The organism is Sphingomonas sp. SP4 (assembly GCF_058313375.1).
The window spans coordinates 1,059,443-1,078,111 of sequence record NZ_JBZFLE010000002.1 but is presented as its reverse complement, the minus strand read 5'-3'; the positions used below and the strand labels follow the sequence as shown (position 1 = coordinate 1,078,111).

At 62.8% G+C, this 18,669-nt stretch carries 21 protein-coding genes; 11 read left to right on the top strand and 10 right to left on the bottom strand.

Features of this window, described 5'->3' with window-relative positions:
• Positions 1–96 precede the first annotated feature (96 nt).
• Positions 97–579 carry a 5-(carboxyamino)imidazole ribonucleotide mutase gene (gene purE / locus AC4GYV_RS14835; protein WP_491101470.1) on the top strand — a complete coding sequence of 161 codons (483 nt, stop codon included), beginning with the start codon at positions 97–99 and terminating at the stop codon, positions 577–579.
• A gap of 17 nt (positions 580–596) precedes the next feature.
• Complete coding sequence (locus tag AC4GYV_RS14830) at positions 597–1,637, top strand: 5-(carboxyamino)imidazole ribonucleotide synthase (RefSeq protein WP_491101469.1); 1,041 nt, start codon at positions 597–599, stop codon at positions 1,635–1,637.
• Positions 1,638–1,977: 340 nt separating this feature from the next.
• On the opposite strand, the gene AC4GYV_RS14825 is transcribed toward AC4GYV_RS14830, so the two are convergent.
• From AC4GYV_RS14825 to AC4GYV_RS14815, 3 genes are all read right to left on the bottom strand, one after another.
• Positions 1,978–2,511, bottom strand: coding sequence for a PilZ domain-containing protein (locus tag AC4GYV_RS14825; RefSeq protein WP_491101468.1), 534 nt, complete (start codon positions 2,509–2,511; stop codon positions 1,978–1,980).
• A gap of 77 nt (positions 2,512–2,588) precedes the next feature.
• Positions 2,589–5,384, bottom strand: coding sequence for a M16 family metallopeptidase (locus AC4GYV_RS14820; protein WP_491101467.1), 2,796 nt, complete (start codon positions 5,382–5,384; stop codon positions 2,589–2,591).
• A 119-nt stretch (positions 5,385–5,503) separates the two neighbouring features.
• Positions 5,504–5,815: a hypothetical protein gene (locus tag AC4GYV_RS14815; protein ID WP_491101466.1), complete on the bottom strand. Its 312-nt coding sequence runs from the start codon at positions 5,813–5,815 to the stop codon at positions 5,504–5,506.
• A 265-nt stretch (positions 5,816–6,080) separates the two neighbouring features.
• On the opposite strand from AC4GYV_RS14815, the gene AC4GYV_RS14810 reads away from it, so the two are divergent.
• The 3 genes from AC4GYV_RS14810 to AC4GYV_RS14800 all read left to right on the top strand — a co-directional run bounded on the left by AC4GYV_RS14810 (position 6,081) and on the right by AC4GYV_RS14800 (position 7,838).
• Entirely contained in the window at positions 6,081–6,719 is a 639-nt protein-coding gene (locus AC4GYV_RS14810) for a PEPxxWA-CTERM sorting domain-containing protein (protein ID WP_491101465.1), read from the top strand.
• 112 nt (positions 6,720–6,831) lie between these two features.
• Positions 6,832–7,212 carry a PilZ domain-containing protein gene (locus AC4GYV_RS14805; protein ID WP_491101464.1) on the top strand — a complete coding sequence of 127 codons (381 nt, stop codon included), beginning with the start codon at positions 6,832–6,834 and terminating at the stop codon, positions 7,210–7,212.
• Positions 7,209–7,838, top strand: a complete 630-nt coding sequence (locus AC4GYV_RS14800; protein ID WP_491101463.1) for a L,D-transpeptidase family protein — start codon at positions 7,209–7,211, stop codon at positions 7,836–7,838. The genes AC4GYV_RS14805 and AC4GYV_RS14800 overlap by 4 nt, the downstream gene beginning before the upstream one ends.
• Positions 7,839–7,887: 49 nt before the next feature.
• On the opposite strand, the gene AC4GYV_RS14795 is transcribed toward AC4GYV_RS14800, so the two are convergent.
• A complete protein-coding gene (locus AC4GYV_RS14795; RefSeq protein ID WP_491101462.1) occupies positions 7,888–8,535 on the bottom strand; it encodes a PEPxxWA-CTERM sorting domain-containing protein in 648 nt (215 codons plus the stop codon).
• 25 nt (positions 8,536–8,560) lie between these two features.
• Positions 8,561–8,773 carry a hypothetical protein gene (locus AC4GYV_RS14790; RefSeq protein ID WP_491101461.1) on the bottom strand — a complete coding sequence of 71 codons (213 nt, stop codon included), beginning with the start codon at positions 8,771–8,773 and terminating at the stop codon, positions 8,561–8,563.
• Here AC4GYV_RS14790 and AC4GYV_RS14785 point away from each other — a divergent pair.
• Both AC4GYV_RS14785 and AC4GYV_RS14780 read left to right on the top strand, forming a co-directional pair.
• A complete protein-coding gene (locus AC4GYV_RS14785) occupies positions 8,757–9,098 on the top strand; it encodes a hypothetical protein (RefSeq protein ID WP_491101460.1) in 342 nt (113 codons plus the stop codon). The genes AC4GYV_RS14790 and AC4GYV_RS14785 overlap by 17 nt on opposite strands.
• Entirely contained in the window at positions 9,089–9,562 is a 474-nt protein-coding gene (locus tag AC4GYV_RS14780) for a PilZ domain-containing protein (RefSeq protein ID WP_491101459.1), read from the top strand. Before AC4GYV_RS14785 ends, AC4GYV_RS14780 begins: the two co-directional genes overlap by 10 nt.
• 23 nt (positions 9,563–9,585) lie before the next feature.
• Here AC4GYV_RS14780 and mce read toward each other — a convergent pair whose 3' ends face one another.
• The 4 genes from mce to AC4GYV_RS14760 form a co-directional block, all read right to left on the bottom strand.
• Positions 9,586–10,002 (bottom strand): methylmalonyl-CoA epimerase, encoded by a 417-nt coding sequence (gene mce, locus AC4GYV_RS14775; RefSeq protein ID WP_491101458.1) that lies wholly within the window; start codon positions 10,000–10,002, stop codon positions 9,586–9,588.
• Between the two features lie 148 nt (positions 10,003–10,150).
• A complete protein-coding gene (locus AC4GYV_RS14770; RefSeq protein ID WP_491101457.1) occupies positions 10,151–10,609 on the bottom strand; it encodes an OsmC family protein in 459 nt (152 codons plus the stop codon).
• A gap of 1 nt (position 10,610) precedes the next feature.
• Positions 10,611–10,907, bottom strand: coding sequence for a hypothetical protein (locus AC4GYV_RS14765; protein WP_491101456.1), 297 nt, complete (start codon positions 10,905–10,907; stop codon positions 10,611–10,613).
• Complete coding sequence (locus tag AC4GYV_RS14760; protein WP_491101455.1) at positions 10,904–12,436, bottom strand: acyl-CoA carboxylase subunit beta; 1,533 nt, start codon at positions 12,434–12,436, stop codon at positions 10,904–10,906. The genes AC4GYV_RS14765 and AC4GYV_RS14760 overlap by 4 nt, the downstream gene beginning before the upstream one ends.
• A gap of 183 nt (positions 12,437–12,619) precedes the next feature.
• Between AC4GYV_RS14760 and AC4GYV_RS14755 the strand changes: the two genes are divergently transcribed.
• The 4 genes from AC4GYV_RS14755 (at position 12,620) to AC4GYV_RS14740 (ending at position 17,427) form a co-directional block, all read left to right on the top strand.
• Complete coding sequence (locus tag AC4GYV_RS14755) at positions 12,620–13,834, top strand: glycosyltransferase (RefSeq protein WP_491101454.1); 1,215 nt, start codon at positions 12,620–12,622, stop codon at positions 13,832–13,834.
• Positions 13,831–15,015 (top strand): UDP-galactopyranose mutase, encoded by a 1,185-nt coding sequence (gene glf, locus AC4GYV_RS14750; protein WP_491101453.1) that lies wholly within the window; start codon positions 13,831–13,833, stop codon positions 15,013–15,015. Before AC4GYV_RS14755 ends, glf begins: the two co-directional genes overlap by 4 nt.
• A gap of 60 nt (positions 15,016–15,075) precedes the next feature.
• Positions 15,076–16,116, top strand: coding sequence for a glycoside hydrolase family 43 protein (locus AC4GYV_RS14745; protein WP_491101452.1), 1,041 nt, complete (start codon positions 15,076–15,078; stop codon positions 16,114–16,116).
• A 66-nt stretch (positions 16,117–16,182) separates the two neighbouring features.
• Positions 16,183–17,427: a glycoside hydrolase family 1 protein gene (locus AC4GYV_RS14740; protein ID WP_491101451.1), complete on the top strand. Its 1,245-nt coding sequence runs from the start codon at positions 16,183–16,185 to the stop codon at positions 17,425–17,427.
• On the opposite strand, the gene AC4GYV_RS14735 is transcribed toward AC4GYV_RS14740, so the two are convergent.
• On the bottom strand, positions 17,424–18,578 hold the full coding sequence (locus AC4GYV_RS14735) for a hypothetical protein (RefSeq protein ID WP_491101450.1): 1,155 nt from the start codon (positions 18,576–18,578) through the stop codon (positions 17,424–17,426). The two genes, AC4GYV_RS14740 and AC4GYV_RS14735, sit on opposite strands and share 4 nt — an antisense overlap.
• Positions 18,579–18,669 lie beyond the last annotated feature (91 nt).

Below are 18,669 nucleotides of genomic sequence, written 5' to 3'. Positions count from 1 at the left end.
CAAGGTTGCGGGACTCAGCCGATCCGAGTGGCGTTGCCTACGCCGAATCCGCCCCCTAAACGAGCCTCCACTGTTTCACTGTTTCAAGGCGGGACGATGACGGAGCCGCAAGTCGGCATCATCATGGGCAGCAGCTCCGATTGGGAGACGATGCGTCACGCCGCGGACACGCTCGAACAGCTCGGGATTGCGCACGAAAGCCGTGTCGTGTCCGCGCACCGGACGCCGCAGCGGCTCTACGATTATGCGCATTCGGCCAAAGAGCGCGGCCTCAAGGTCGTGATCGCCGGCGCAGGCGGTGCCGCGCACCTTCCCGGCATGACGGCCTCGATGACATCGCTTCCGGTTCTCGGTGTTCCGGTCGAAAGCCAGGCGCTCAAGGGCATGGATAGCCTGCTGTCGATCGTACAAATGCCGGCTGGAATTCCGGTCGGCACGCTCGCCATCGGCAAGGCTGGCGCGATCAATGCTGCACTGCTTGCCGCAGCCATGCTGGCAACCTCGGACGACGGGCTCGCCGCTCGGGTCGAAGCATGGCGCGAGAAGCAAACGGGATCGGTGGCTGAAAAACCCGAATGACCATCCCACCAGGTAGCGTGATCGGAATCGTAGGAGGCGGCCAGCTCGGCCGCATGTTGAGCATCGCCGCGGCGCAACTCGGCTACAAATGCCACATCTTCGACCCGCATGAGCATACTTGCGCAGCGGACGTGGCGGCATCGTTCACCCGCTCGGACTACGGGGACACGGCCGCCCTGGAGGTGTTCGGAAAGGTCGTAGATGTCGCAACCTACGAATTCGAGAACTTACCCGTCGAGCCGCTAAAAGCACTCGGCGACAAGCTTCATCCGACCACGCGCTCTCTCGCCGTTGCGCAGGACCGGGCGGTCGAAAAGCAATTTATCGAGGATTGCGGCGGGCGCGTTGCACCGTGGCGATCGGTCGACGACCTGGATGGCGTGATCAACGCTGTCGAGCAGCTCGGTTGCCCGGTCGTGCTCAAGACGCGGCGCTATGGCTATGACGGCAAGGGCCAAGCCTGGATCCGCGGACCCGAAGACGCCGATGCGGCTTGGGAGGCGATCGGCCACGAAGCGGCCGTCGCTGAATCGGGGATCGACTTCTTCGCTGAATTCTCCGTCATCGTCGCGCGCTGGGCGGACGGCCGGCACACCTTCTGGGACTCGCCGGAGAACCTCCATCGCGACGGCATCCTTCGCCGGTCGACAGTACCCTGCAGCGACGAGGTGGCGCTCCAGGTCACCGAGGCTCGCGAAGCCGCGCTGCGCATTGCCGAGGCGCTCGGCCACGTCGGCGTGCTGACCGTCGAATTCTTCGCGAGCGAGGACGGGCCGATCATCAATGAGATCGCCCCGCGCGTTCACAACAGCGGGCACTGGACGATCGAAGGCGCGGTCACGTCCCAATTCGAGCAGCATATCCGCGCGATCTGCGATTTGCCGCCCGGTTCAACCGAGCTGGTCTCCGCCGGCGCGACCATGGACAACCTCATCGGCGACGACATCGACGCCTGGCCGCAGCTAGTGGCTGAGCCGGGCGTTCATCTGCACCTCTACGGCAAAGGCGAATCGCGCCCCGGCCGAAAGATGGGTCACGTCACTCGGGTGCAGCGCTAGCATTCTGTCTCACCGGGGCACAATCCGTCCCGACTCAAGACGCTTACGGCCGTTTCCCCCGACTTCGTTCTGGGTCCTTGTCCGGATGGCTGCTCCGCCAAACTTTCAATAGGTTAAGAGCTGCGTGGGACCATAGGCTCGAAGGGGCTGACCTATGGTATATTATCGGCTGTACGTGCTTCACGGCCCGAGGAACGAGGTCGAAAGCTTCCGCGAATTTTCCGCCGACGACGATGCCAGCGCGATCGCATTAGCTGAGCGGGAGCGCGCCTTGAATCCAATGGAGCTTTGGTCGGGGCACAGGAAGGTTCACCGCTGGGACACGGCAGAACAACAGATTTTAATAGGGCCGTCCGGTCGCAAGACGACGTAGCGACTGCGCGATCGTATCCAGCTTGAGCAATTCCTCACCGAGTTCGACCGAGATGCCCGGTGCGTTCACGAGCATTTCGCAGACCTGGTCGAGCGCTGCACTGATTGCCGGCAGTGATTCGACCGAGCTGCTAGCCTGCAGCTTGGTCGGCACCTTCCCGCTGTTACGGATCGCAGCGACAACCCCGTCGACGCGCTGCTGGCCGCTATGGCCGACGCGCTGGACCCAATTGGTTACATCGATCTCACGGTCAAAATTGACGCCGCACTGCCCGCGCCCCTGCCAGGCGAGTTGACCCACTGCGATGAGCTTGCCGCGTTTCAGGCTGACCCGCGTACCGACGGGAGGAATAGAGTTCCCGTCCAGCAACGCTCCGCTCGCGGAGATATTGCGGATCCGGACTGCGGTCACACCCTTGCCCGTGTCCAGCGTTGCGGTCAGGAAGACGTTGGATCGCCCGCCCTTCCGATGGTCCGATACTGTTGCGGATGCGCGAGTCACCCGCAGTTTAGAGCAGCCCAGGCGTTACAGAGTCGTTTAACCGACTTTAGATTTTCGCCAACGCCAACGCAGACGACTTAGGGCGCTTCGACAACCTCGATCGGCATGCCTAGCTTTTCGAGCTGCGGGCGGACTTTGGCGGCATCGCCGACGACGATCCAGGTGAAGCCGTTCGGATCGAGGGCTCCACGCACGGCTTTGTCGAGCGTGGCGGGCGTCTGCGCCTGATAGCGCGCAGGCAGCGTCACATAATAATCGTCGGGGCGCTTGAGCACATCCATGATCATCAGCGCGCTCAACAGGGTCGACGACGTCTCGAACCTACCAGGGAGGCCGTTGACGTTATTAGCGACGGCGCGATCCCGTTCTTCCGCAGTCACGCCTTTGGTCGTCAGGAACTCATTGATGTCCTGATTGATCGCGGCGAGCGAGTCTCCAGTCCGGTCAGCCTGCACGCCGGCCGATACCATGTACGGCACTGCATGCTCGACTACCGAGCTGTCGCCGCTGATTCCGTACGACCAGCCCTTGGTTTCACGCAGGTCCATGTTCAGGCGCGAAAGGAAGGTCCCACCGAGTACGTCGTTCCCCGTGTCGAACGGTACGATGTCCCCGCGTGGATCGATCGGCAGCAATTGCCCGCCGATGATCGTCGACTGTGGGGCCCCTGGCCGGTTCACGATCAGGATCTTAGGCGACGTCGGACGCGGCGGCAGGGCCGGGAAATTCTTCACGCCCTTCGCCGCCGTCGGTGCAGACCACTGACCAAAGCGCGCTTCGAGCAACGGTTGGATCTCTGCGAGCGGGCGATCTGAAACGACGAAAATCTTCGCGTCATCCGGCCGAATCCAGCGCTCGCGGAAGGCAATGAAGTCATCGCGGTTGAACTTGGCGATCGCCTTCGGATCGCCGGCGGGCGGACCGCCGTAGGGATGGTTCGCGCCATATAGGACCGAAGGAAGGACGCGGCTCGCGACGCGTGTCGGGTCCTTCTGCTGCTGCGCAATGGCCGTGAGCAGCTGTGAGCGGAACCGCTCGATGTCGTCGGGCCGGAACGCAGCATCCTTGGTGACATCGCTCATCAGGTCGAGCGAAGGCGCCAGGTTCGGCGACAGCGAATTGAGCATAATGTAGGAGCGGTCGCCGCCGTTCTGCGTACTGACGTCCGCTCCGAGCCGCTCTTCCGTCTCGGCGATTTCCTGCGAGGTGAGCTTGGCCGTTCCTTCGTCGAGCAGGCCCATCGTCATGTCGGCGAGGCCCCGCGCCTCCGGGCTGTCTGCAGCGGTGCCAGCGTCGAATGATAGCGCGACCTGAGTGACCGGAACTGCGGTACGCTGAGCATAGGTTACGGGAATGCCGTTCGACAGCTTGGTGCGGAAAATCTGCGGGAACTGCAGCGAGGCCAACTGCCCAACCGGCGGGATTGGACGATTGCCCTTCACAGCTCCCTGGTCCTTGGCGGACTTAGGCGGTGTGACGGCCTTGGATTCAGTGTAGGCTTCACGCTCGCCGGGAGAGAGAACAATGGTCAGCGCCGGTCCGCGCAGCCACTGCTGCATCGCGGCTCGCACCGCCGCAGGCGTGATCTTCGCATAGGTCGCAAGCGTCTTTTTGTAGAAGTCGCTGTCGTGCGCGTAGGTCTGGCCTTCGGCGAGCGAGTCCGCCTTCCCGCCGAACCCCCCGACCTTTTCCAGCCCGCGGATCTGCCCCGACACTTCGCTCATTACCGCGCGCTCGACCTCGTCTGCGGTCGGACCCTTCGCGATATAATCGGCCAGGATTTGGTCGAGCCGCTTTGACACGAGCGCCGGATCGACGCCGGGCTTCACGTAGGCGGAGACGCTGAAGATGCCGGCGCGATGCAACGGCGTCAGCCCCGCACTCACGGCAAGAGCGACCTTTTCATCGCGGACCATGATCTTATCGAGCCGCGAGCTAGCGAGTCCGCCGAGCACCGATCCGCCGATGTCGAGCGCAGCGAGCTGCTTGTCGAGCAGCCCGGGAACCGCCCAGTAGCGCTGAATGATCGTGGTCGCGACCGCGTCCTTCAGCTCAACGGTCTTGGCCTTCGCCAGGCGCGGCACGGTCGCCATCGCAGGGTGGTTGACCGGTCCGGCCGGGATCGATCCGAAATACCTCTCTACCAGCGGCTTCGCCTGAGCAGCGGTGACATCCCCCGCAATGACCAGCACCGCATTGTTCGGCCCATAGCGATCGCGAAACCAGTTCTTCACGTCGGCCAGGCTCGCAGCGTCGAGATCGGCCATCGAGCCGATCGTCGTGTGGTGGTAGGGATGACCCGGCGGGAAGAGATTGCCCAGCAAAGCATATTGGGCAAGTCCGCCGGGGCGGCTGTCGTTCTCTCGCTTTTCGTTCTGGACGACGCTGCGCTGGTTATCGAGCACGCCCTGCGTGACCGCGCCGAGCAAGTGACCCATGCGGTCGCTCTCCATGAACAGCGCCCGGTCCAGCGCTCCTGCCGGAACCGTCTCGAAATAGTTCGTCCGGTCCTGCGACGTCGTGCCGTTATAATCGGTGGCGCCGACCTGCTGGAGGTAGTTGAAATAGTCGCCTGGCAGGTTCTCCGACCCGTTGAACATCAGATGCTCGAACAGGTGTGCGAAGCCGGTCTTGCCCTTGGGCTCGTCCTTCGAACCGACATTGTACCAGACGCTGACCGCCACGATCGGCGCCTTGTGGTCTTCGTGGACGATGACCGTCAGGCCGTTCTTCAGCTTGAACGTGCTGTGCGGAATGGAGACCTGGTTGACCAGCGTCGAGATGGGCACCGTCTTCGGCGCGTCGGCGGCGAATACGGGAACACTGAGCGCCGTTGCTGCAGCGAGCAGGCCGACGCGGCTCAAATAACGCATGGTTTCGGAATCTCCGGTGAAACTCTGATCGATACGGCGGAAAGCTTAACGGCGATCAGGGCGCGCGCAACGGCTCTAGGCGCAAGCGCCGCAATTTTCGATCAATGGAGGTGCTGCGCTCAGGCGCAGCGCTGAACGGCGCGAACCAGCAACCGATCTGCACCGGCGAGGCGGATTTCCCGCGAGGAACCGCGGTCCGCGACATCGATGAAGTAAGGCTGGCGAACGCCGGTGGCGCCGACGTTGGAGAAGGTCCCGCCGCCATCTTCCTTCGGAACGAACGCCCATGCACGACCGGCCCGGTCCTGCTCGGCAGCGAAGCACTGTGCAAATGGCGCAACGCCCTTCGCGGTGCTCAACGAGATCTGAGGCGCAGCGCCCACGACAGGGACCGCGGCCGAAGCTGCGAGACCGATCAGTGCAATGCGCATCAAATGTCTCATACTGGAACAATATCCGAAACTTTTGCGGACGGGAAGTCCGTAAACAGAACGTTAACTGTCATCAATTGCAAAACGGCGCAACTACAACGGCGTACATGTCGCATCCCGGCACAGTGATCGAAGCTCCGAGGGTTATCCCCAACAATCTTCGTTTACGATTCCAAGCGCTTGCGGAAACCTAATCGGTGGTTAATCGTAGATTTTGTGTCATATTGGCACTCCAGGCGTCCGGGGAAAGGCGCTCGAAACAGGGATGAACGAGGCGTTCGCGCGTAAAATTAGCAAGAGGGGCCGCCGGCAAAGCCGGAAGCGGCAGCGGCTGATCATTGCCGGCGGCGGGGCATTGTCCCTCGCCGTCGCAGCCGTCTTATCCGTCGCAAGCTTGAGTGGCGTCGATCTCGTCAGTGCTGCCGCTGCCAAGGCGCAGAGCTTCATCGACTTGATGCGCCAGCGCTCACCTGGCGAACGGACCGAAGCACATCTCAACAAGATCAAGCACAAGCATTATGCCGTGTTGGCGGAGCGTGCGCTTCCAGACATTCCCGCGCTGGCACCCTACCGCCCGCCCGCCGCAATCTTGGCCGAGGCGCTGCAGCCTCAGCCGCCGCTGCTCGCACCCGCGGCGCCAGTGCTGGCACAGGCGTCGGCACTTCCGGCCTTCTACACGCCGCCCGGCGGAGGGATCTTCGTGTCGCCGCCGCCCGGAACGCCTGGCGGGCCGGGTATTCCAGGTGGCCCAGGTGGCCCGCCGTCGACACCGCCCGACACGCCTCCCTCCACGACTCCTGCCGTTCCGGAACCAGCTAGTTGGGCAATGATGATCATGGGCTTCGGTCTCGCTGGCTTCGCCCTTCGGCGCCGCAATGAGGATCAACGGGCGGCCATTGGCTGAACAGCTCCACAATGCCGCAAACCATCCTGTTCTGGGACAGGCGCTTCTTGCCCGATTTCGGCGCATCTTCGGATCGCATACGTCGGATGCACGACATTGGGAGTGCTTCAAGATGAATATTCGTACTGAGATCTACGGCGTCACGCCCTCCGCGGAATCTCCGCTTGTTCAGTACAAGAACCCGCAGGGCAGCAAGGCTGACGACCTGCTTTCCATCTCCGTGGCTCGCTCAAGCGGCCGTCGCGGCAATACGCGTCTCGAGGATCGCGAGCCGATGTTCCCCGAGCCCGCGCAGGCGAGTTGGAAGGGCGCTTCGCACAACATCGAGCTGCTCAATGTGTCCGGCAGTGGAGCCATGATCCGGGGGCCATTCGTGCCGTCGCTATGGGATCGCGTCGAGCTCTCGGCGGACGATTGTGTCGTCGAATGCAACGTGGTGTGGCTGAAGGCCGACCGCATCGGCCTCGAATTCGCGCACACGCAGGGGCAATGAAGCTCCAGATCGCCATGACCGGCTTCGCACTGGGGAGCGCTGCTGCTGCGGCGCTTTTCTCAGGTCATGACGATCGCACGAGCCATGTCGCGGCTCCGGCCGCTCATGCGACTGCGCTAGCGATGCCGGGCCGCATCATGATCACGCGGGCAGCGCTCCGAGAAGCTTATGCAGCCGGCCTGGTCGATCGGCCGATCAAGAGCATCCTCAACGTTCCAGGCCGGATGAGCTACGGCGACTATCGCTGGAACGACGCAGGTGTACCCGCCGGACCGACCTGGGTTCGCGTTGATCTCAAGTCGCAGCTAATCTCAGTGTTCCGCTCGGGCCATGAGATTGGCACGGCAGTCATCCTCTACGGCACCGATGGTTATCCGACGCCCACGGGCAAGTTCCCGATCCTCGCCAAGTTCAAGGATCACAAGTCGGCGACCTATGACAATGCGCCGATGCCCTACACCTTGCGCCTGCGGAACGACGGCGTGTCGATCCACGGCAGCAACGTTCGCTGGGGATTCGCCAGCCATGGCTGCGTCGGTGTCCCGACCGCCTTTGCCGCCAAGCTGTTCAACGCGGTGAAGACCGGCGACGAAGTCATGATTGTCGGCGACAAGGGCCACGCATAGAGAATGCCCCCGACTTTGGCCGGCGGCACCATCATAAAATCAAGTTGAGCTAGGCGGCCTGACCGAGCGGAGCCGGAGTGCGCCCCCGACGCATCGCGAAGCCGATCGCGCCGAAACCCATCAGCATCGTCATCCACGTTCCCGGCTCTGGAACCGGTGGCGGAGGCGGTGGAATTTCAGGCACGGTTTGGCCCGGCGGAGTGTCGCCCCCTCCGCAACAACCACCGCCTCCGCCTGGGGGTACCTTCGATCCGCCACCCGGCGGACCGACGAGGACACCGCCCGGAAGCGGCGGCTGGAGAAAAGCGACCTGAGGCGGCGGCGCAATGTCGACTGGCACAATGGCCGATGCCGACGGCGCAATCAGCTCGGCAAGATTGGCGGGCACTGCGGGCGGTGTGGCGGGACCGCGCTCCGCAAGAACGCGGTGCACACTCTTGGTCAGCTGCGCCTCGGTGCGGGCACCCGGGGAACGCTGATCCATCATGTCCATGAAGCTTGCAGCGCTCGCTGCTGCAGCATCGGTCAGGTTGGTCCCGGTAAAGCCGGCGACGCCAACTGCAGTCGCGAGAGCGAACGAGAACGCGCCCACGGTCGCCATCAAGCGTTGGCGGCGCTTGCGCCGGACAATGGCTTGCCGCCTCCGGCGAAGATGCCGGATGGTGGAGTCCATTTTCATCTGCGCATGTGCGCTCATTGAGGTTCCCGTCGCTCCTGACGCGCTACAGGCGGAAGCCACGTGACTTCGGCATCGCCTGCATCGCCAAAGCGGCCGTTTTCTTCAACAGCCGTGCCGCGACCGACCCGTTTTGGGTCAGGCGGATTCGAAGCCGTTGCGGGTGACTGTCGGGGAGCAGACGAAGAGGCACATCGAAGCCGGCCAGTGCGTATCGCCGGTGCGCAATGACAGAGGCTTGCATGAACCAGGTCAGCATCATCACTCTCATCAGCGTGATCGCCACGGCGGCCGCACCCGTCGCGACGAGCGCGGCGACCCACGGTGTGACGATCAGCACGGAGAAGTCCGTTGCGCAGTTCGGCGGATGCTTCGTCGATGCGCAGGACCGCGCTGCACAGGCCTGGGCGTATGTCCCGAAGGCCGACGGGGGCACCTTCTCCAACGCTGGAGCGAAGACGTCGGCCGGCACCTACTTCCTCGCCGTGTCTGACCGTGGCCAGGTTCGAGAGCTCCGCCTCGAATCGCCTATGGCTGCAACCATCGACGCCCGCGTCGCGAAGGCCGTGAGCCAATGCGCCTGAGAAATCGCCTACTGCGAGAGCGCCTCCAGCGCGTTCGAGAGCGGGCCAACTCGGCCCGATCGACCCTTGCCACGGTGCGCGCCGAGGCGGCCGAGCGCGAGCTCGTCAGTCTCCCGCCTCCACCGCCGCCGCTCGCGGACGCGATCTGCGGCAAGGGCTGCGATTGGGTCGACCAAGCGGAAGGCAGACGCCGTACCGCGCGCAATGCGGTGAGCGGGGAGATTCTCGTCCGCCGGCTCGGCAGCTTCGGTTTCCAGGTCCATCTGCGCGATCTTTCGCTGGCCGGCTGCCAGATCGAGCTGATCGACATGGTCGACCTAAACGACCACGTCATCACGCGCCTCCCCGGCCTGGAGCCGCTCGGCGCGACCGTCAGCTGGGTCGACGACCGCTCAGCGGGCCTGCACTTCGATCGACCAATTCACCCGGCCGTATTCGAGCTGCTGCTTTCGCGGCTGGTGTGAGAGCCGACGACGCTTAAGCGCATCTAGTGGCCTTTCGGCGTCTCCATGATCTCCGTCAGCACGCCGCCCATGTCCTTGGGATGGACGAAGAAAACCAACGTGCCGTGAGCACCGATGCGCGGTTCGCCTAGAACTCGGGCGCCCTTGGCTTCGAACTCTGCCTTTGCCGCGTGGATTTCAGGAACCTCGAAACAGACGTGATGCTGGCCGCCCAGTGGGTTCTTCTCAAGGAACTTCACGATGGGCGAGGCTTCCCCGAGCGGCTCGATAAGCTCGATCTGGCTGTTGGGCGTGTCCACAAAGCAGACACGCACACCTTGCGCGGGGAGGTCGAAAGCAGGCCCATGCGGCTCCGCGCCGAACATCCTGCGGTAGAGGTCGAGGCTCTGCTCGATCGAGGGGGTTGCCACGCCGACGTGGTTGAGGCGGCCGAGTTTCATATTCTCTCTCTCGCTTAGGTGCTTACGGTCACTATCGTCACGGACAGCAGCGCTTTTGCCGTGACTTTAGCGGGAGCGGGTGGGTTTTCGAACAGTTGCAAAGAGCCAGTTGCGCAGCCTGGCATATGTGGCGCGTCGTAGGACAGGATTAATGCTCGACCTTCACTTCGGTCGTCACCGAATTGGCGATGAAACAGGCCTCGTGCGCGCGGTGGTGGAGGTCGGCGAGGGTCGCCTCGTCGGGCGGGTCGCCGGCCCAGGTGACGTGCGGCCAGAGCGTCACTCGGGTCATCGCCATCTTCCCGTCAGGGCGCTTGTCTAGCACGCCTTCGGCCTCATCGACATAATTCTCGACCACGAACCCTGCGCGCCGCGCGAAGTCGAGGAAGAAGAGCATGTGGCAAGAGGAAAGCGATGCAATGAACGCCTCCTCGGGGTCCACGCCATGCTCGTCGGACCAAGGCGCGGGGACAATGTGCGGGCTAGCGCTTGCAGGAACGACCGCACCGCCATCGAACACCCATTCGTGGGCGCGGCTGTACTGCCCGTTGCCGAAACCTTCGTCGCCTTTGCGGCTCCAACGGACGGTGGCGGTGTAGGTGCTCATGTCAGACTCCGAACAGATAACTCACGATCGCCAGAGCGAAGAGAACGAGCGCTGGCCAGACGACTGCCAGTCGGGCTTGATTGATGGAGACGGCGCCTGCTCTCACTTTCCGATAGGTCGGTTGCGAGATCGCAAACGCTAACAATCCAGTTGTTAGCGAGATGATGAGCAAGGCGATCAGTTCCGCGAAGAAGTCTTCTTGCAACCTTCCCGAATTGAATGCCCAAAGGAAATACGGCGGAAACATCGCTGCGGATCCAAGGAGATAGAGTTGCCAGCCTAATGGGAGCTTGGTCACAGCGGGATGTTGTCGTGTTTCTTCCACGGATTCTCGAGCTGCTTGTTCCGCAGCTTCCGTAGACCCATCGCCACACGCCGCCGGGTCGAGTGGGGCATGATCACCTCGTCGATGAAGCCCTTGCTCGCAGCCACGAACGGGTTGGCGAAGCGCTCTTCATACTCGCGCGTGCGCTCGGCGATCTTCTCGGGATCGCCGATGTCCTTGCGGAAGATGATCTCGACCGCACCCTTGGCGCCCATCACGGCGATCTCCGCGGTCGGCCAGGCGTAGTTCAAATCGCCGCGCAGATGCTTGGAGGCCATGACGTCATAGGCGCCGCCGTACGCCTTGCGCGTGATCACAGTGATCTTCGGCACCGTCGCTTCGGCATAAGCGAAGAGCAGTTTCGCCCCGTGCTTGATGATGCCGTGATGCTCCTGCCCGACGCCTGGGAGGAAGCCGGGAACGTCGACGAAGGTTACGATCGGAATGTCGAACGCGTCGCAGAACCGCACGAACCGAGCCGCCTTCTTCGATGAATTGATGTCGAGCACGCCGGCCAGCACCATCGGCTGGTTGGCGACGACGCCGACCGTACGTCCCTCGATCCGGATGAAACCGACGAGGATGTTCGCCGCATGCGCCGGCTGGATCTCGAAGAAGTCGCCTTCGTCGGCGACCTTCCGGATCAGTTCGTGCATGTCGTACGGCGTCGTCGCGCTCGGCGGGACGAGCGTGTCTAGGCTTTCCTCGACCCGGTCGATTGGGTCCTCGCACGGCCGCTCGGGATCGTCGTGTCTGTTGCTGAGCGGGAGGAAGTCGAAGAACTCGCGGGTCGCCAGCAGAGCGTCGATGTCGTTCTCGAACGCCACGTCGGCGACACCCGACTTGGTCGTGTGCGTGACCGCACCGCCCAGCTCTTCCTGCGTCACGACCTCGTTGGTGACGGTCTTCACCACGTCCGGGCCGGTCACGAACATGTAGCTCGAATCCTTCACCATGAAGATGAAGTCGGTCATCGCCGGCGAATAGACCGCGCCGCCGGCGCACGGCCCCATGATCAGGCTGATCTGCGGGATGACGCCGCTGGCGAGCACGTTGCGCTGGAACACTTCGGCATAGCCGGCGAGGCTTGCAACGCCCTCCTGGATGCGTGCGCCGCCGCTGTCGTTGAGGCCGATGACCGGCGCGCCGACCTTCATCGCCATGTCCATGATCTTGCAGATCTTCTGGGCGTGGCGCTCGCTGAGCGATCCGCCGAACACGGTGAAGTCCTGAGCGAAGACGCAGACCAGGCGGCCGTTGATCGTGCCGGTACCGGTGACCACGCCGTCCCCGGGGATCTTCTGCTTGTCCATCCCGAAGTCGGTCGCGTTATGCTCGACGAACATGTCATATTCTTCGAAGCTGCCCGGATCGAGCAGCACCGACAGACGCTCTCGAGCGGTCAGTCTTCCCTTGGCATGCTGCGCCTCGATTCGCTTCTCGCCGCCACCGAGCCGAGCGAGCTCGCGACGCTTTTCCAGTTCCTCAATCGTGGTGGCCAAGGGTTTCTCCTGTGAGGGGTCGCCTCCTTCCACGAGGCGTTCGTCGGGTCAATCGGGCGCACTGGCGAATGCTGCAGTGCAACATCGATAGATTCTGATTAACTTCCATCAAGGTTGCGGAACCGTAATGCCGTTCCCCCCGTTCATCCGTGGTATAGCCACAACACGGAGGTAAAACGCAAAATGCTGACTCGCGTCGGGGTGCCAGTAGAGTTGGAAGCCGAGCCCTCGGCGGCTAATCCCCAACCTTCTACATTGATTTGCTTTTCGCACCTGCGGTGGAACTTCGTGTTCCAGCGGCCGCAGCATCTCATGTGCCGTTTCGCGCGGGACATGAACGTCATTTACTGGGAAGAACCGGTCGAGATCGGCGCGAACGAAACCGCCTATCTGCAGGTTCGTGAGGCGGAAGATGCGCCGGGCCTTCGGGTCGTCGTGCCGCACCTGCCCGCGAACATGCCGGAGGAAGCCCGCGAGGCGGCCTTAATGCGCCTGCTCGATGCGCATGTCGCGTCGCTGCATGGCTCGCTCATCGCCTGGTACTACACGCCGATGATGCTGACCTTCTCGCGTCATCTCGACACTGCCCTGACCGTCTTCGACGTGATGGACGAGCTGTCGAAGTTCAAATTCGCCCCCACCAAGCTGCTGGATCTGGAGCAGGAGCTGCTCGACAAGGCCGACATCGTCTTCACGGGCGGATCCAGCCTGTTCGAAGCGAAGAAGGACCGGCACTCCAACGTGCACTGCTTCCCGTCGTCGGTGGATCGCTGCCACTTTGCGAAGGCGCGCGCCCGCCAGTTCGATCCAGCGGACCAGGAAGACCTGCCCAAGCCGCGCCTCGGCTTCTACGGTGTCATCGACGAGCGGTTCGATACGGAGCTTCTCGCCAAGATCGCGGAGCTGCGGCCGAACTGGTCGTTCGTGATGCTCGGTCCGGTCGTGAAGATCTCCGAGGATGATCTGCCGCGCCGTCCCAACATCCATTATCTGGGCGGCAAGACCTACGATCAGCTGCCCTGCTATCTGTCGGGCTGGGACGTCGCGCTGATGCCCTTCGCGATGAACGAGTCGACGCAGTTCATCTCGCCGACCAAGACGCCGGAATATCTGGCGGGCGGAAAGCCCGTCGTATCGACGCCGGTCAAGGACGTCGTGCGCCACTACGGCCACATGCAAGGCGTTCAGATCGCATCGACGGCGGAAGAGTTCGTCGAAGCTTGTGACCGCGCGCTCGAGCTGTCGCGCGACCCGGAGAGCGGTTGGCTCGCGGAGGCCGACGTGATGCTGTCGGCGACCAGTTGGGACACGACGCAGGCCCGCATGGCCGGGCTCATCCACGACCTTCTTGGGACTCGGATGAGCTCCACGTCTTCGATCCTGGTGGCAGCGGAATGAGCGCGTTCCTGCTGAACGGCGCGCCCCAGGCCGGGCGACGTTACGATTATCTGATCGTCGGGGCCGGTTTCGCCGGCTCCGTCCTCGCCGAGCGTCTCGCCAGCCAGCATGGCGCGCGTGTGCTGCTGATCGATCGGCGCGATCATGTCGGCGGAAACGCCTATGACGAGCCGAACGAGGCGGGCATCCTGTACCACAAGTACGGACCGCACATTTTCCATACGAACAGCCAGCAGGTGTTCGATTACCTATCGCAGTTCACGGAATGGCGCCCGTACGAGCATCGCGTCCGCGCCGTTGTCCGCGACAAGCAGGTGCCCATCCCCATCAACCGCACCACGCTCAATGAGCTGTTCGGGCTCGATCTGAAAACCGACGAGGAAGCGGCCGAATATCTCGCGTCGCGCGCCGAGCCGGTGGACGAGATCAAGACGTCCGAGGACGTCGTCATCAATGCGGTCGGACATGAGCTCTACGAGCTGTTCTTCCGCGGCTACACCCGCAAGCAGTGGGGCCTCGATCCGTCGGAGCTAGACAAGCAGGTCACGTCGCGGATCCCGACGCGCACCAACACCGACGACCGCTACTTCGGCGACACGTACCAGTACATGCCGCTCGAAGGTTATACGAAGATGTTCGAGAAGATGGTCGATCATCCCTTGATCGACGTCCGCACCGGCGTCGACTTCGCCGAACTGAAAGACCGTGCGGACGAGATCGCCGATCACATCATCTTCACCGGCCCGATCGACGAATATTTCGACTTCCGCTTCGGCAAACTGCCGTACCGGAGCCTGAAGTTCGATCACCAGACGCTCGACAAGGAATGGCACCAGGAAGTCGCCGTGGTGAACTATCCCAACGAGCAGGTGCCCTACACTCGTATCAGCGAGTACAAGCATCTGACCGGCCAGGAAGCGCCGGTGACGACGATCACCTACGAATATCCGTCGGCCGAGGGCGACCCATATTACCCGATCCCGCGTCCTGAGAATCAGGAGCTGTTCAAGAAATATGAGGCGCTTGCGGACGAAACAGAGAACGTGACGTTCGTCGGCCGCCTCGCGACCTATCGCTACTACAATATGGACCAGATCGTCGGACAGGCGCTCGCGACCTTCCGCCGCATCGATGAGAAGCGCGAGCGCGAAGGCCTCGAGACGGCAGTCGCCGCCGAATAAGCCCAATCAGGGAGCATCGAACGCCTTTCGCATCGGCGCTGCCGGTCATATGGGCATCCGATGCTCCCACCTTTGGACCCACCTGAAGTCTCGACGGATTCGACGCCTGCAGTTCCAGCCCGCGCGTCTCGAACTTACACCAACCCGATTCTCGATTGGGACTTTCCCGATCCAGCCGTGATCCTGGCGCCTGACGGCTTCTATTATGCCTATGCAACGCAGACCCTGCGCGGCGAGCAGTGGATCAACATTCAGGTCGCGCGTTCGGCGGACCTGATCCACTGGGAATATCTCGGAGATGCGCTGCCCGAGAAGCCAAGCTGGGCGCACACGACGCAGGACTTCTGGGCGCCGTACGTCCTTTTCGATGGCAAGCGCTACTTCATGTATTATTCGGCAACGCACGACGCCTGCCACGACCCGCACCGGGGCCATTGCCTAGCCGTCGCCACCGCGGACTCGCCGTTCGGGCCGTTCGTTGACATGGGCGTGCCGCTGCTGTTGGGCGTAGGCTTCGAATATATCGATCCGATGGCCTTCGACGATCCGGTCACCGGCAAGCACTGGCTCTACTGGGGATCGGGGTTCCAGCCGATCAAGGTGCAGGAGCTCGCCCGCGATCGAATGTCCTTCGAACCCGGTAGCGAACCGGTGAACCTCGTGTGGCCAAATCCTGTCGAAGGCGCCTTCCCAAGGCTCGTCGAAGCGGCGTGGGTGATCCGCCACGATGACTTCTATTATCTCTTTTATTCAGGCGACAATTGCTGCGGTCCCGACGCCGAATATGGCGTGATGGTTGCGCGCTCGAGTCACCCCACGGGCCCGTTCGAGAGCCTCGAAGAAGCGCGCGGCGTGCCCCACAGCCTGATGCTGTTCAAGAACGAACGTTGGCTCGCTCCCGGGCATAACTCGATCATCGAGGACAAGGCGGGCCAGACCTGGATCGTCTATCACGCGATCGATGTGAACAAGCCGAGGCAGCGGCAGGAAGATGAGATCAACAGCCGCCGGATCCTGCTGATCGACAAGATCATCTGGAAGGACGGCTGGCCCTATGTCGGAACGCCGTCGGACGGCCCGCAGGCCGCACCTATCGTCTAGCCGCACGGCCTGAACAACAGTCGCGCCCGTTGGTTGTCACAACGGCTGACGGCTGAAAGGCAGGCGATGCACGGCAAGGCGTCCCGGAACGCGATCTTCCCGACCTTTTTCATGGCGGGTTTCGAATGCTCGACCTTCGTTTGGAAGGATCGAGAACGGAAGGACTATGTCGCCGCCACCGGGCACGATCGCCATCTGAAACCCGATTTCGCGGCCGCGATGGATCTCGGCATCGGGGTCGTCCGCGAGGCTATCCGCTGGCCGTACGTCGATCTTGGAGACGGCCGCTACGACTGGACCAGCGTCAAAGAAGTCCAGGACGCCGCGACAGCGTGCAAGATCACGCCGATCTGGGATCTGTGCCACTACGGCCTGCCGGACAATTGCGACCCCTTTTCGAAGGAATGCCGGGAGCGCTTCGTGGCTTATTGCCGAGCCGCCGCCCAGTTCGTCACCAGCACGGCCGAGCCGCCGTTCTTCTTCACGCCGATCAACGAGATCACCTTCTTCTCCGCAGCCGCCAGCGATCTCGAATGGATGTACCCTTTCGCCAAGGGTCGGGAGAAGGAACTCAAGCGCGCCCTGGCCCACATGGCGATCGAAGGGGCGAAAGCCATCCGCGAAGTGAGATCGGATGCACATATGGTGCACGTCGATCCGATCGTTCACGCCGTACCGCCGCCCGATCGCCCCGACCTCGCCGACGAAGCCAGGGATGAAGAGCACCGCGAAGCGATGGAGGCGTGGGACATGTTATGCGGGCGCGTTGCGCCGGAGCTGGGCGGGTCGCCCGAGATCCTCGATATCGTCGGCGTCAACGTCTACCACTACAGCCAGGTGCAGCTCGACGCGGACAAGAAGCGCGAGACGCTCGGGCCGCGTGATCCTCGACGAAAGCCGCTGAGCGACCTGCTGAAATTCGCTTGGGACCGATACCGGCGCCCGATCATCATCGGCGAAACCAGCGGCTTTCAGGACAATCGCGCCGAGTGGCTGCGCATGTCCATGGAAGAGTCGCTGAAGGCGATCAACGATGGCGTCGATCTCCACGGAGTTTGCCTCTACCCCTTCGTGGATGTGCCGGACTGGTGGAGCCAGAAGTGGGCGAAGATCGGCATCTACGACGTTGCCGACAAGCAGGCGTTCGAACGCGTTCCCTGCGATCCTTACATCGAGGAGCTACGGCGGTGGCAGACGCTGCTCGACCAGCCGGAGAATGTTGAGCCGGACGGATACGGAAACGACTGGGGCCGAGTGCAGCTATCCGAGGTCCGCGACTACGCGGAGAAGTGGGAGAAGGAAGCGGTCTAGCGGCGGCTAGCGACCATCTTCGGTCGATCCGCACGAACGTTGTCGAACAAGGCGCGCTGTACTTCGAACTCAGCGAGCAGGCGTTGGTCCACGTGCCGGCTGCCGTCGGCAACCACCGTCGAGAACAGCCCGGTCTCGGCATGCCGAGAGTTATCCCATCCCGGATAGGCCGTGATCGGGTACCAGCAGATGCCACGAATGTCGGTGCCGCGGCTCATCGCATCGCGGACTTCATTGCAAACATAGTGAAGCCACGACGGCTTGCCCGACCCTTCGGCTCCTGTCTCTGAAAGCATGACCGGCTTTCCGTAGCGCTCGGCCATCTCGACCAGCATGTCGCCAAGTGGCCGGTACTCGTGATGGCCCATCGGGATGGTCGGCCCGCGGTGATACCATTGGTTGTGCGGGTAGAAGTTGAGCCCGATCACGTCGACCAGCGACGGGTCGCCGCCAAGTTCCGGCCTGCTCCTGCCCATGATCCAGTCATAGGCTTCGTACATGCCCTGCAAGTTCTGCTGCGCGGCGCGCACCGTCTGGCGGCGGCGATCGTGGGGGGCGATGTGGATCAAAGGCTCGGCCCAGATGACCGTCGACTGCGGCCAACGCTGCTTGATCGCCTTCGTCGTGACGATGGCCGTGCGGACGAGCTGGTCCTTGAACCAGCCCTGCTGTCCGGGTCCGACGGGCGGGAAGTAGCCATCGTCGACGGCCCAGGACAGGAAATTGATTTCGTTGAGGGGACAGACGGTCGGCGCACGTCCGCTCACCGACTCCTGAACCTCCAGCGCGGCGAGGGCGAACTCGGTGAAGCGTTCAGGGAAGTCCTCGGCGCCCTGATCGATGCAATCGGGCGAGCCATAGTGGAACAGGTCCCAGATCACCTGGAGCCCGACCTGCTCGGCGGCCTCAAGCATCGGCATCCAGCTCGACCAATCGAACTTTCCCGCATTCTTCCCAATCAGGTGCCAGCGAAGCCCGTCGCGGATCGTCTTGAAGCCAAGGTCGGAGCACATGCGATAATCGCGCAGCGCATGCTTGTCGTGACCGGTCGCCTTGATCAGGTCGAGCCGCACGCCGTCACGGCGCCGGTGCGAAGAGCATTCGAATCCGGCCTGGAAGAAGCTGTCGAACATCCCGCTTTCATCCCTCATGGTGGCCACCAATGCGTCAGGATCGAATTGGAGCCGTATCGATCGCAGAAATAGCACAGCTGGACCGGCTTTTTGCGACCAAGCTGACATT

Bases quoted from the DNA above. Each gene is read 5' to 3' on its own strand.
- purE (WP_491101470.1), top strand. From the start codon at position 97: ATGACGGAGCCGCAAGTCGGCATCATCATGGGCAGCAGCTCCGATTGG.
- AC4GYV_RS14820 (WP_491101467.1), bottom strand. From the start codon at position 5,384: ATGCGTTATTTGAGCCGCGTCGGCCTGCTCGCTGCAGCAACGGCGCTC.
- AC4GYV_RS14815 (WP_491101466.1), bottom strand. From the start codon at position 5,815: ATGCGCATTGCACTGATCGGTCTCGCAGCTTCGGCCGCGGTCCCTGTC.
- AC4GYV_RS14810 (WP_491101465.1), top strand. From the start codon at position 6,081: ATGAACGAGGCGTTCGCGCGTAAAATTAGCAAGAGGGGCCGCCGGCAA.
- AC4GYV_RS14805 (WP_491101464.1), top strand. From the start codon at position 6,832: ATGAATATTCGTACTGAGATCTACGGCGTCACGCCCTCCGCGGAATCT.
- AC4GYV_RS14800 (WP_491101463.1), top strand. From the start codon at position 7,209: ATGAAGCTCCAGATCGCCATGACCGGCTTCGCACTGGGGAGCGCTGCT.
- AC4GYV_RS14795 (WP_491101462.1), bottom strand. From the start codon at position 8,535: ATGAGCGCACATGCGCAGATGAAAATGGACTCCACCATCCGGCATCTT.
- AC4GYV_RS14785 (WP_491101460.1), top strand. From the start codon at position 8,757: ATGAACCAGGTCAGCATCATCACTCTCATCAGCGTGATCGCCACGGCG.
- AC4GYV_RS14790 (WP_491101461.1), bottom strand. From the start codon at position 8,773: ATGCTGACCTGGTTCATGCAAGCCTCTGTCATTGCGCACCGGCGATAC.
- AC4GYV_RS14780 (WP_491101459.1), top strand. From the start codon at position 9,089: ATGCGCCTGAGAAATCGCCTACTGCGAGAGCGCCTCCAGCGCGTTCGA.
- mce (WP_491101458.1), bottom strand. From the start codon at position 10,002: ATGAAACTCGGCCGCCTCAACCACGTCGGCGTGGCAACCCCCTCGATC.
- AC4GYV_RS14770 (WP_491101457.1), bottom strand. From the start codon at position 10,609: ATGAGCACCTACACCGCCACCGTCCGTTGGAGCCGCAAAGGCGACGAA.
- AC4GYV_RS14755 (WP_491101454.1), top strand. From the start codon at position 12,620: ATGCTGACTCGCGTCGGGGTGCCAGTAGAGTTGGAAGCCGAGCCCTCG.
- glf (WP_491101453.1), top strand. From the start codon at position 13,831: ATGAGCGCGTTCCTGCTGAACGGCGCGCCCCAGGCCGGGCGACGTTAC.
- AC4GYV_RS14745 (WP_491101452.1), top strand. From the start codon at position 15,076: ATGCTCCCACCTTTGGACCCACCTGAAGTCTCGACGGATTCGACGCCT.
- AC4GYV_RS14740 (WP_491101451.1), top strand. From the start codon at position 16,183: ATGCACGGCAAGGCGTCCCGGAACGCGATCTTCCCGACCTTTTTCATG.
- AC4GYV_RS14735 (WP_491101450.1), bottom strand. From the start codon at position 18,578: ATGAGGGATGAAAGCGGGATGTTCGACAGCTTCTTCCAGGCCGGATTC.